The sequence below is a fragment of the Meridianimarinicoccus sp. MJW13 genome, assembly GCF_014901205.1.
GTDB lineage: Bacteria > Pseudomonadota > Alphaproteobacteria > Rhodobacterales > Rhodobacteraceae > Meridianimarinicoccus.
Genome location: NZ_JACNMU010000008.1, coordinates 113,551 through 125,819, shown reverse-complemented (window position 1 = coordinate 125,819; position 12,269 = coordinate 113,551). Strand labels below are relative to the sequence as shown.

8 protein-coding genes are annotated in these 12,269 nt (G+C 64.8%); 3 read left to right on the top strand and 5 right to left on the bottom strand.

Annotation, left to right across the window (positions count from 1 at the left end):
• Positions 1–21: 21 nt before the first annotated feature.
• From H8B03_RS15285 to H8B03_RS15270, 4 genes are read right to left on the bottom strand one after another with little or no spacing between them, the layout of a single operon-like run.
• Positions 22–1,005, bottom strand: a complete 984-nt coding sequence (locus H8B03_RS15285; protein ID WP_193142751.1) for a transporter — start codon at positions 1,003–1,005, stop codon at positions 22–24.
• An 11-nt stretch (positions 1,006–1,016) separates the two neighbouring features.
• The gene (locus tag H8B03_RS15280) at positions 1,017–2,804 is read right to left on the bottom strand and encodes a DUF3604 domain-containing protein (RefSeq protein WP_193142750.1); all 1,788 of its coding nucleotides are present in this window, start codon (positions 2,802–2,804) and stop codon (positions 1,017–1,019) included.
• A gap of 4 nt (positions 2,805–2,808) precedes the next feature.
• Positions 2,809–4,752: a DUF3604 domain-containing protein gene (locus H8B03_RS15275; protein ID WP_193142749.1), complete on the bottom strand. Its 1,944-nt coding sequence runs from the start codon at positions 4,750–4,752 to the stop codon at positions 2,809–2,811.
• An 11-nt stretch (positions 4,753–4,763) separates the two neighbouring features.
• Positions 4,764–4,919, bottom strand: coding sequence for a hypothetical protein (locus tag H8B03_RS15270; protein ID WP_193142748.1), 156 nt, complete (start codon positions 4,917–4,919; stop codon positions 4,764–4,766).
• A 151-nt stretch (positions 4,920–5,070) separates the two neighbouring features.
• On the opposite strand from H8B03_RS15270, the gene H8B03_RS15265 reads away from it, so the two are divergent.
• The 3 genes from H8B03_RS15265 to H8B03_RS15255 all read left to right on the top strand — a co-directional run bounded on the left by H8B03_RS15265 (position 5,071) and on the right by H8B03_RS15255 (position 11,162).
• Positions 5,071–5,748, top strand: a complete 678-nt coding sequence (locus H8B03_RS15265; protein ID WP_193142747.1) for a Crp/Fnr family transcriptional regulator — start codon at positions 5,071–5,073, stop codon at positions 5,746–5,748.
• A gap of 227 nt (positions 5,749–5,975) precedes the next feature.
• The gene (locus tag H8B03_RS15260; RefSeq protein WP_193142746.1) at positions 5,976–6,362 is read left to right on the top strand and encodes a hypothetical protein; all 387 of its coding nucleotides are present in this window, start codon (positions 5,976–5,978) and stop codon (positions 6,360–6,362) included.
• Positions 6,363–6,371: 9 nt separating this feature from the next.
• Positions 6,372–11,162, top strand: coding sequence for a glycosyltransferase (locus tag H8B03_RS15255; RefSeq protein WP_193142745.1), 4,791 nt, complete (start codon positions 6,372–6,374; stop codon positions 11,160–11,162).
• On the opposite strand, the gene H8B03_RS15250 is transcribed toward H8B03_RS15255, so the two are convergent.
• Positions 11,148–12,251 carry an NAD-dependent epimerase/dehydratase family protein gene (locus H8B03_RS15250; protein ID WP_193142744.1) on the bottom strand — a complete coding sequence of 368 codons (1,104 nt, stop codon included), beginning with the start codon at positions 12,249–12,251 and terminating at the stop codon, positions 11,148–11,150. The two genes, H8B03_RS15255 and H8B03_RS15250, sit on opposite strands and share 15 nt — an antisense overlap.
• Between the last annotated feature and the right edge of the window lie 18 nt (positions 12,252–12,269).

Here is a 12,269-nt window from a genome sequence, read left to right as displayed (position 1 = left end):
GGCCACGCGGGACCGGTCCGCTCAGAATGCGAGAGACGCATTCAGCCAGAGCGTGTTGCTCTCGAACCGGCGCTTGGCGCCGAATTCGCTGTAGTATTTCAACTGGAAGCTCACGTCGTTTCCGAAAAGGTTGGCCCCGGCGTAGGTCACGATGGGTCCAAGACCGAACACCTGGGCGCTCAGGCTGTCGGCGCCCAGAAAGGCCTTGGTGTTCTCGGCGCCAGAGCCGCTGTCGTCTCCGATCTGCTTGTAGGCATAGCCGGTCGCGCCGAAGGCCCAGCCGGACTTCAGGTGCTGAAGAACCGCCGCCTCAAGGTTGACCGCCGGTGCGTTCTGGTAGTCGGTGGCCTGATTGCGCGTGCTGAAAAGCACACTGGCCGAACCCGAAAGCTCCACCCCCGTCGCAGGATCCAGATGGGTGATCGCGAAGACCGGCTGGATCGACCAGATGTTCTTGCCGGTGTTCAGCGCGTCGATGGTGCGGTTGGCCACATCTATCGTAGCTGTACTGTAGCTGCCCGTCGGCGCAAAAACCGACAAGGCGGCACTGTAATGCAGATTCTCGCGATGCCAGCCAACCACACCGGTCACCGTGACATCGCCCACCCCCGAGGTTGTGTCGGTGATCGGAATGCCGTCGATGGGCGGTGTTTGCCCGATGAACGACAGTTTCGCGTCGAAGACATAGGGGATGTTGATGTTGAGGGCAGGGGTGCCGCCCCACAGGGTTGTGTCGAAGACTTGCGTGACGCTGAGCTTGGCAAACGTCAGGTCGATCTTCGTGTCCGCGCGAATGGGCAACCCGGCGAGCGAGAGACCTTGAACCGACCCCTCGGAGGTCACCACGTCAAACCCGACATATGTGCCCGGTCCCGGCACGATCCCGGAAAATGTGGTCCGCGATCCCAGAAGATAGGCGCCCATGCCGCCCTCGACCGCATGGGCGCCGGACGCGGCGGCCAGCAGCAGCGCAAGGCTGGCGATGGCGGGGCGGACCCTGTGCATTGTCGTCCCCCTCACTTTGCCGGCGTGTGCCAGATCGGCGACGTCCAGGCGCGTTCCTGGATCGTCGCGGGCACTTCTTTCAACAGGGGCAGGCCGTTGCGGACGGCATCATACGTTGTCCAGCGCGGCGTCGGGATCTCGATCACGCGGCCATAGTAGAAGGCGCCCTGCGTCGGGTCGAAATCGTCATCCGTCCAACTTCCCACAAGCATCGGCGCCCCGATGTCGTTGGTATAAAGCGCGGTTTCCAGATCCACCGTATTGCCGACCGGCGGCAACTGGCCGTCGCTGTCGGGGGTGCGATCCCCGGCCCAGACGGCATCGATGATCCGTTCATGTGTCTCGCCCTCGGCATCGACCCAGCCCTTGATGATCTGGAAGCGATCCAGATTGGCGCCATCGGGGTCCTTCTCGGCGTAGACGGTAAAGGTCGGCGCCGTCTGGCCCGCCTCCAGAACACCGCCCATCGGCACACCGCCCGCGTAGCCCTGTGCGACCAAATCCACCGGATCGGATACCGGAACCAGCCCGGCCCCTCCGAACATCCGCGCCTTGATGCGCGGGCCAGAGGTGGCGAAGGTTTCGCGCCGTTTCATGGCATCCCAGATCGACGCGCGGGTGTTTTCCTCGGCCCAGACCCCGGCGAGCGAGCCGATGGACAGGTCGATCCCGTCGATCCAGCCGCCAACACCGGCAGTTCGCCGACGCTCTACGCTGCCATCCTCGGGCCCGTGCCCGCCGATGAAATCATCCTCGGAAACGTCGCTGGTCAACCCGTTGTGGTTGTCCGTGCCACCGATGAAGCCCATCTGGTTGGGATTGGTGCCAAGCGCCTGTCCCTGCGCCAGCCCAATCTTCAGCCCTTCACGCACGAAATCCTGTTTCGAGAACCAGCGGTTCGAGTTCTTCTGGATCGTGTCGGCATTCTCGAAATTGGCAAACTCGTCGGCGGCCCAGAACGACCTGTGCACTTCGGAATTGCCCTTGATCTGCATCATCTCGACCAGCGGTTCCCACTTGTTGCGGCTGGCGGCCCATTCGGCATCGACCGGATCGCCGAAACTGTCGACCTGTGGGAACATCAACCCCTTCGAGGCGTTCGAGTTGTGCGGGATCGCCAGCAGGGTAGAGCCCGCCTGCTCGGTCGCGTCCAGCCACTGCCAAAGCTCTTCGGCCTTGTTGGTGGTCCAGCTGTCCAGCGGCAGACCCGGCACCACACTGTCGCGGAAGATGACGTTGCGATGCATGTTGCCGCCGGCGGGGGCTGCCGACCATTCAAAGGCGATGAACGCCGTGAAATTGCCCGGATCATTATGTTCCTCGGCGGCGTCGATGGTGATCTGCCAGCCGGTGCGCGTGGTATCCTCGCCCTGCCAGAACGGCGGATGGCTGGGGTTGTCGCCGCGCGTGTTCGAGACGACGTATTTGTAAAACCACTGCTGTCGTTCCTCCAGGGTCTGAAGGTTGCGCAGGTTCACGATGGTCTCGTCCAGGTGCCCCGGCGCGTCGGGAAAGATGGTCGAGACCATTTCGCCCAGGTATTCCGCGTGATCGCTGACGGCGGCGAAATCCAGTGGCCGGTCCAACTGCTTGTGCCGACCATTGACCAGCACCGGCGCGCCCTTGGCGAAGCGGTAGCTGTCCGACGGCATCAGACGGGTGCCGCCAATATAGGCATCCAGCGACAGGGCCGTGTGCATGTGGGTTTCGCCGAAATAGGCGTTTCTCGCCGGGTTGGGTTCGGCCAGCGCGGTTGTCGCAAGAAGCACGAGGGCAAGGCTGGGGGCTAGGGCTTGCATCAATCTATCCTTGGGGTGTGTGCCAGATCGGCGAGGTATAGGCGCGATCCTGCGTGACCATGGTCACGTCCGGGCCCATTTCAACGCCGAATTTCACCGCGTCATAGGCGGTCCAGCGGGGGGTGGGGATCTCGATCACGCGGGCATAGTAGAAGGCGCGTTCGTCCGGGTCGAAGTCGGGATCCGTCCAGACCGCCCCCAGTTCGGCTGCGCCGATGTCGTTGGTCCAGGACGGGATCGACAGATCGACCGTGTTGCCCACCGGGGGAAGCTTTCCATCCGCGCCGGGGGTGCGGTCGCCTGCCCAGGCCACATCATGGACCTTCTCCATCGCCGCGCCGGTCTCGGCATCGATCCAGCCCTTGATGATCTGGATGCGATCGAGGTTGGCGCCGATGGGATCACGCAGCGCGTAGACCAGGAAATCCGGCGCATCGCCTTCGGCGGGTGGCGCCAGATCGCCGCCCATGGGAACCCCTCCGGTATAGCCGATGCGAGCCAGGTCGCGGCGGTCGATCGCGCTTTCGGCAAAGTCGCCGCCGAAGAAGCGCACCGTCATGCGGGGGCCGGTGGTGGCATAGGTTTCACGCCGTTCCATGGCATCGAAGATCGCGCCACGGGTGTTGTCCGTGGCCCAGACGGCGGTCAGCCCTGCTGCCGAATAGATCCAGGATTCATAGGCAACCTCGCCATCCGGGAAGTTCCGGCCAACGTGCTTGGCCCGTTCGGGGCTGGGTTCATAGGCGGCGAACTTGCTGAAGAAGTTGTCCTCCTGAACCGTTGTCATGCCGATATGGGTATCGGTCGCACCATCGGCGCCGAACTTGTAGGGATTGGTGCCCAGCGTGGCTTCAAGCTCCAGCCCGCGCAGAAGCCCGGACCGTGCGTATTCGCCGGGCAACATTTCTGGGGTCTTGCGTTCGGTCGCATCAAGGTTGCCGTAGTCCCAGGTTTCGAAATCGGCGAACTCATCCTCGGTCGACAGCAGGGGATGGGCTTCGCCATCGCCCTTCAGCTGCGTCCACTCGTACAAGCGTTCCCATTTCTGCCGGGCCGCCGCGTACGTGGCATCCAGCGGCACACCATCGGCAAAGTCGTCCACCAGCGGAAACATCATCCCGTTCGACAGGTTGCCGTTGTGGGGGATCGCGGTGACATCGCCGCCAGTCACCGCTTCGTAGTTTTCCAGCCAGGCCCACAGATCGCGGGGATTGCTGGATCCCAGCGGCGGCGTGGTCGAATAGGGCACGACCTGTCCAGCCCGTTCCGGCCCGTCGCGGAAGATGACATTGCGGTGCAGGTTGTTGCCCGCCACCAGCGACGTCCATTCGTAGGCGATGAAGGTGGTGAACACGCCGGGGTTGTTGAACTCTTCCGCGGCGGCGATGATGTCGTCCCACACGCGCTTGTAGGCCGGGTTGCCGGGTTGGTAGTTCAGAACCGGCGACAGGGTGCCCTGCGCAAACTGCTTGGTCAGTTCCTGCGCCGCCTCGCGCGCCGTCTGCCCGCCCTGCGCGAAGGCCTCGTGGAATTTCCGCCCCTGTTCGTCGGCAAGGATGTTGGGCGCCCCGGACAGGATATCGGTGATGGCACCCATCCCGTCCGAGTGATCGGTGATCATGTAGTAATCCAGGGGCCGGGACAGTTGCACCGGCTGCCCGGTGTTCGAGACGATCTGTTCCCCCCGGGCCAGACGATAGCTGTCGCGCGGCAACAGCCGTGTTCCGCCGCCACCGGCATCCGCCGACAGGGCCGTGTGCACATGGGTATCGCCGAAAAACACACTCGTGGGAAAAGCCCGGTCGGCATAGGGCGAATAGGGCCGGCCCTTCAGAACATCCGAAGCCGCGTCTGGCGGGATGTCCTGCGCCACAGTACCGGACGGCAAGGCCAGCGTGAACGCTGCAGCGGAAAGGGTGACGCCAAGGGCAAGAACGGATGGTCGCATGGAAATATCTCCTATCTCGGCAGCAGAAGTTTGGCCGTCAGGCCGAAGGTGTTCTCGAGGGTGATGCCGTCGTCGTGAAAACTATGGTCAGCCGGCAGTCCATTGTCTTGTGCCCCCGCAGACATGGCGGACAGTGCGACAATCAGGCCGGACAGCTTCCATTGCATTGCGTTTGATCGGTCCATTTTCCGGGCAGCCCAAGACTTTGACAGGCGCGGTGGCCTTCTATCCTATGCCACTGCATCGACGCAGAATACCATTGGCATCTCGAAAACATTGTGCAGGATTGACCAATCCTGTGAAAATGGCGGATGCAAGATGGCGGACCACACACACCTGAAATCCGGATGGTTGGGCGATGTTCCTGCACCGCTGGCGGACAGCATTCTGTCGCTAGGCTCATGGGTGCGCGTCCCGGCAGGAGAGATCGTCTTTCGAATTGGAGACGAGGCAGGTGACCTGTTTGGAATTGCCTCGGGCTCCATCGGGATGCACATCGCGATGAACGAACACGAACAGCGGGTCGCCCATATCTGCGGACCCGGATTCTGGTTCGGAGACTTCGAACTCGTGACCGGCCTGCAGCGCATCATGGAGATCGATGCCAACGAGGATCTGCTTCTGCTGCGTGTCACCAGAACCGCGTTTCTGGAAATGGCCGGGGCAGAGCCCGAGATCTGGCGCTGGATTGCGGTTCTGGCGGTGCAGCACGGAATGCTGGCAATGGGCGCAGCGGACGACCTGATGCTCGCCTCGGCCGAGGCGCGGGTCGTTGCGCTCTTGCTCAGGCTGACGGGCCATCGGCTGAACCACCCGGCATCCCCGCCACTGGAGTCAATCCGGATTACACAGCAAGAACTGGCGGTTGCAGCCAATCTTTCGCGTACGGCGACGGGCACCATCTTGCGCAAGCTGAAACGAAATGGCGAAATCCACATGGACTATGGAGTGATCGCCGTGCGCAATCCCGAAGCCCTGCAAGCCCGCCTGATGTGAGCCTGTTCGAAACTTGGGCACGCTGTGCCCACGCGCGGTGTGCGCCTTGCTGGCCCAGGCAAACTGCCAGACCAACACCTGCACCCCGAGGCCCCTGGCGCGGCACCGATCATCCCGGAAATGCGGCGTGACCACAGCTTTGCATCGGTCCGGATCGCGGCCTCTGCGCCAGCCAAAATTTGACCTGCGGCCCAAGTTGACGTAGGATCAAGCAGGAGGCCGGTAACATGGCGGACAATCACAACATTCGGAAAATCGGGGCTGCGGCACTTCTTGGCGCCAGCGTGGTCATCATCCCTGTCGGATGTGACATGGTCCCGACACCGGCCGGGAGTGCATCATCCACTGCGCAGGATGCGGCCTATCAAAAGGCCCTTCAGTCCAAGTCCGCCGCCGATGTGACCGGCTTCATCGAAGCCTACAGCAGCAGTTCGCAATCCGCCAACCTGCTGAACGCAATGCCCGCGTCAACGCTTGCCAACGTACCGCGCAGCAGTGTTCTCGGGCTCTCGCGCGGCGTGCAACGGCAACTCGACTACTCGGTGCAGAACCTGTTCGGCTTGACGAAGGTTGCCGACTCCAATGGCGGCTCCAACGGGCGCAACGGGTCGTAGACCCGGCGCATGACCTGCCGACAGATGGCCGCCCCCAGCCTGAGCGTTGTCATCACCAATTTCAACTATGGACCGTACCTGGGCGCGGCGATCGACTCTGTCCGGGCACAAAGCCTGCCGGTCGATGAACTGATCGTCGTTGACGATGGCTCCGATGACGCCAGCCGCGAAATCCTTGACCGCTATGACGACCGCCTGATCGCAATCCGCAAGCCGAACGGGGGGCAAGCCTCTGCGTTCAATGCCGGACTTGCCCGTACCACCGGCGAGATCGTCGTGTTTCTGGATGCCGATGACGTGTTGGAACCGGACGCCAGTGCGCTGATCCGGGCAAGCTGGAACCCCGCATTGGCGGCGCTTGGCTATCGCATGTCCCTGATCGATGAGACCGGCGCGCGGATCGGGGCCTATCCGCTTTGGCCGCCGTCCGGTGACATGCGGCCGGAATTGCTGTCTCGCGGCCAGTTTCCCTTCGTTCCCACGTCGGGAAATGCCTTCAACGGCGCGCGTCTCAGGCCGTTCTTCCCGCTTCCCGAGGCCCGTTGGCGGATCAGCGCGGATGCGGTTCTGTTGCGGCTTGCCGCAATGCTGGGGCCGATCCGTCAGTTGGACATTCCACTTGCGTGCTACCGGGTTCACGGGGGCAACGGGTACTATCGCTCTGCCGAGCCGCAGCAGGCGGTTCTGGACCGGGCAGCGCATGATGCCGTCGATTCCTGCCTCGCGACCGCCGATGTTCTGGCGGCCGCAGGAGACAAGGGCGGCGCGGCCCCGGCGGCGGTGTTCGAGTTGCGCCGCGCCGCGCTTGGCCTAGCGCTGGACGCCCGAAGGGGGGGCGATCCACGGATGACACTTGCGCGGATTGGCGGGATCGCGCGGCGCCTGAGCGGGGGATCGTTGCGGCTTGCGATGGTCATGACCCTGTTTCGCGCCACACTCCGCACGACTGGCGGTTTGACGGTCGGTCTGGCGGATCGATCGGGTCGATCGGCCCTTGCACGCGCTCTGACAGAATCGAGCCAGGGTGCCCGATTGCGTGCCGCGCGCAAAGCCCTGTACCCCAGCCGCTGGCTTGTACCGTCGGCATCGCAAACCCGCCCTGCGGATCATCTGGCGGCGCGAAGCGGCTATAACCACTTCGATTGGACCCGCAGCGACGATGGCATGGTGTTGCACCGTCGGGCCGGAGAGATCTCGGTGCTTCCCGCCGACCCGCCCGACGACGGCCTGAGCATCGCCTTTGACATGCGCGCACTTGGCAGTGCGCCGGTAGAGGTCGAGATCCGGGCCGGTGAAAAGCGCCTCGTTGTCGGGCGGATCGACGAAAGCGGCAGGCTGAAGGCGGTCCTGGGGCCCGCGCAATTCGGCACCGACGGTGTCGCCCGGCTGAGGGTGTCCGCCCGGTTGGCAGCAACCAGTTGGAGGTCCCGACTGGCCGCGCCCATCAGACCCGCCGCCCTGCTGTCCGTCGAGGCCGTGACCTGCGCGCCGCTGATCCCGGATGTTTGCCTGCCGCTGCTGTGCAGCGGTGAGACCCTGGACCTTGACGCGTCCTTGCAGGGAATGACGAAGGCGGCGGATGGCACGCTGACCCTGCGGTTGGCACGCCCGGATCCCATGCGCCGGACCGCCCTGGAGCTCTGCTTCGGGCCAGATCAGTCATCAGGGGTGCTGACGGCCACCGCAGATGACGGCATGGTCACAAGGGCACATGTCACCGCCTCGGCACGCGTGGTGTTGGAGGTGCCACCAGCAAGGGCCGATCGGCAGTGTCCGGCAGCCCTTGCCCTGCGGTTGACCCCGGAGGAGCCGGGGGATCCGGCGGAACTGCATCTGACTTCGATCCGTTGCCCTTACAGGACGCCGCCCTGGCCGCGCATGCTTGCCCCGGGCGTGATCCATGATGCGGCTGATCTCGCCGAAGAAGGGGGCATCTTCACAGGCGGCTGGGACACCACGCGCGCGGTGGAGCTTGCCGATTTTTCCGGGATGATCACCTTTTCCCTGCCGCCGGATATTGGCCCGTCGCCCGAGTTGGAGATGGTGGTGCTGCTGCCGCAGGCCACAGACGACCACCAGCCCCGCCTTGCGGTGACCGTCGGCGCAGAGGTGGTGGCGGGCGTGACAATCGCTGAAACCGGCGTGCTGCGCATTCCCTTGGATGGGGTTGTGTCTCAAGGATGGCGTCGCCTTGATGTTGGCGTTCATGTGGCGGGCGGCCCGGTGGAGAAACCGGAGCGTATCCGGTTGCGGATCCTGTCGCTGACGCTCAACGCCAAGATGCCCGCGCTGCCACGGGTACAGACAGTGACCCGGCATGACACCCCGTTCACCCTGATTGCCGATGCGGCGGCTGCCCTGCGGCGATCTCCGGACCCTGTCAGCGACGGCGAAACCGTGGCGCGGATCGACACGGCCCTGCAAACCTGCACGGGCTGCAGCGCCGTGCTGTCACGCCCGCAGATGCTTGAGGATCTGTTGACCATTGGCGCGGCACGGGCGGCGACGGATGGCGCCGGGACAATCCCGATCCCCGTTCAGGGAGCCGGGGAGGAGATGCCGCGCCAACTGGCGCGGGCCATCCTGCAAACTCCGCCCTGGCAGGCGCTGCAGGCGGGGTCGTTCCTCGACACCCTCGGCAATCCGCTGCTGTCCCGCCCTGAACAGATCGCCCGCTACCTCACCGCAGATTGGCACCGGGTGGAATCGGACGCGGACCTGCGGGCCTATGAACGGCATGTTCTGGCACTGGCGGGCTGGGTGGCCACCTGCTTTTCCGCCCGGCCGCCCGGCAGCCCCCGCTACCGGATGGCCGAAAGCCTGCTGCACCGGTTGCGTCCCCTGCCGCTGCTGTTTGCGGGTCACAACATGCGGCCTGTTTCCCAAGCCATGGGGCGGGCGCTGGACGCCTATCACCTGAGCCGCGATCGGCGGATCACCCTGACCGGAGCGCCCGTTGCAGGGCCGCGCATCCGCATTGCTGCGCTTCTGCGGCAGCAGGCCGATGTGCCGGAAACCCGCATTCTGGCAGGGATGCTGGGCGCTCTGCCATCAGCGGATTACGAGATCACCGTCTATACGCTGGAGCGCGAGGAGGAGCCGCATCCGCTGCCCCCCCAATTTCGGATCGTCCCGCTGGACTGGCTGGAAACCGATGCCGCCATGGCAACCATGCGGTCCTTGCAGCCGCATATCTTCTGGCTGGCCTCGCATTTCAGCGGCCCTGACAATCTTGCCGCGATCTGTGCCCATCGCATCGCGCCATTGCAGATTGCCACGACCGCCGTCTCGCCGGCCACCACCGGATTGGGCAGTTTCGACGTAATGCTCGGCGACAGGGAAACCGCCGATCCCGATCTTTCCGGGCAGTATACCGAGACGCTGGTTCTGGCCGACCACCCCGTGCAGCGGTTCGCACCATCGGAACACCGACCCGACCGGACCCAGGCCAGTCCGCTGCTTCGGGCGCGGTTAGGACTGTCCGGGCAGGCCGTGATCCTTGTCAGCACGGCGCACACCGACAAGATTTCGCAGGCACTTCTGACGGCTTGGCTGAAGGTTCTGGCCGCCGTGCCCGATGCGGTTCTGGTCCTGTATCCCTACGCCGCGAACTGGCGTCTTGGAAGATCGCGGTCGGGGTTCGTCGCCCGCGTTCAGGCGGCCTGTGCGGAGCAGTCCATCCCGGTGACGCGTGTGCGGATCGAAGCGCCGGTTCCCGCCGGTACAATCCCCGACCTGCTGGCGGGCGCCGATGTGTTTCTGGACAGTTTTCCCTATTCCGGCGCAACCACGGTGGTCGAGGCGCTGCAAGCCGGCACCCCGGTCATCAGCCTTGACCGGAAACAGACCCAGGCGGGACGGCAAGGTGCTGCCTGGCTTCGGGCATGGGGGCTGGGCCACCTTGTTGCCCAGACGCCGGATACCTATTGCACCCTCGCGGCAAGCCTTGCCGGGTCACAGGAAGCCCGCGCCGCAGCCCGTGCTGCCATCCACCCGCCCCGAAGCATGGATCGCGCCACCTATGGTGCCGCGCTTGCCGCGACCATTGCCGGTCTGCCCGGCGTGCCGCGCCCCGAACAGCGCCCCCGGTACGTGTTTCACCACATGGCCAAGGCCGGCGGCACGACCTGCCGCAAGGTCTTCGCGGACTGGTTTGACGTGGTCATCGACGAGCGTGATCCCTGGGCGGAAGAGGCGCCGGGGCCGCCCGTTGACCCTGCGCAATTGGACCCGACGCAACTGCTGTGGAGCCATTTCAACCCGGCCAGCCAGCACTTGCGGACGCGCTATCCCGCGCTGCTGTCCGACCCGAATTTCCGGATCCTCACCTTCGTCCGCAACCCGCTGGATGCGGCGCTGTCGTCCTATTTCTTCGAATGCCGGCACCGGGCGGATCACGATCCCGGATTCGAACCGATGCCCATCGACGACCACCTGAGCCGCGCGCCGCTGCATCCCCTGATGTATCACCTGTCCTCGATCGACACCGACTGGCGGCGGGCGCTGGACCGCTATTGGTTCGTCGGTACGCTGGAGAACATGGGGCCGTGCCTGTCATGGCTCGCGCAGGCTTTTGGCCGGCCCGCACCCAAGGATCTGCCATGGCTCAACCGAACGCCGCGCGACCTTCAGCCCTCGCCCGAGGCGGTGCGCCGGTTTCGGAGGCAGGCCGCGCTGGACTACGAGATCTTCGCTGCCGCGCGCCAACGGATGGAGGCCATGCTGGCCAGCGATCCTTGCAAGGTCATGGCGCACCATGGGCTACAGCCCGTCAATCCATCGGGATCAGGGGGTGCATAGACCGTCCACAAGTTCCGCAATCAACTCGCGCGCGTTTCGCGACGGGGTCCACTGAGGAAAGGCTGCACGAAAGCGCCCGGTGTCCGATATCCACCACTTGTGATCGCCATAGCGGGCCTTGGGGTCGATCTCCAGCCGGGCCGCGCGCCCGGACAATTCGCCGGCCATGTCAAGCGCCTCCAGCACGGACACCGAGGCCGCTGGCCCACCGCCGAGGTTATAGACACCCAGTCCCGGCCGCCCTGCGGCCAGCCAAACGGCTTCGGCCACATCCTCGGCCAGCAGGTTGTCGCGCACCTGATAGCCGCCATACCCGCAAACCCTATAGGTGTCCCCGGCCAGCACCGTTCGCACCAGATGGTTGAGAAACCCGTGCAAGGCGGTCCCGCGATGCGCAACCCCGGTCAGGCACCCGGCCCGGAACACCGTCGCATCCAGCCCGAAGCGCAACGCGTATTCCTGGGTTAACAGGTCGGCCGCCGTCTTGGACACGCCGAACACCGAATGGCGGCACTGGTCGATCGACATGCCCTCGTCAATGCCCGACGCGGCATAGGGGTGGTCTGTCGGCAGCACCAGCCGCTGTCCTTGCCGGTCCAGCGGCAGCTCGTTGGGGCGGTCGCCATAGACCTTGTTGGAACTTAGCAGCACGAAATGGGCCGATGGGGCGTGATTGCGGACCTGCTCCAACAGATCCAGCGTTGCCACCGCGTTGATGGCAAAATCCTGCACCGGATCGAGGGCGGACCAGTCGTGCGAGGGTTGTGCGGCGGCATGTACGATTATGGCAAAGCCCTGGCCGCGCTCTTGAAACAGTCGGGACAGGGCTCGCGTGTCGCGCAGATCAATGTCGAGGGTCCGGTAGGTGGGGATATCCCGGCAGAGCGCCGCGCCCTCTGCCCGCGTGCTGGCCGCGGCCCCGAAAAACTGCGCCCGCGCGTCATTGTCGATGCCGATCACCTGCAGCCCGGTCCGCGCCAGTCGGCGCACCACGGCGCTGCCCACCAGTCCGTGTGCGCCCGTGACCAATGCCGTATCGCCCGGACCCATCGCTGACCCACCCCCGTTTTGTGCCTTGTCGACCGGCATGACTGCCCGTCCGAGCCT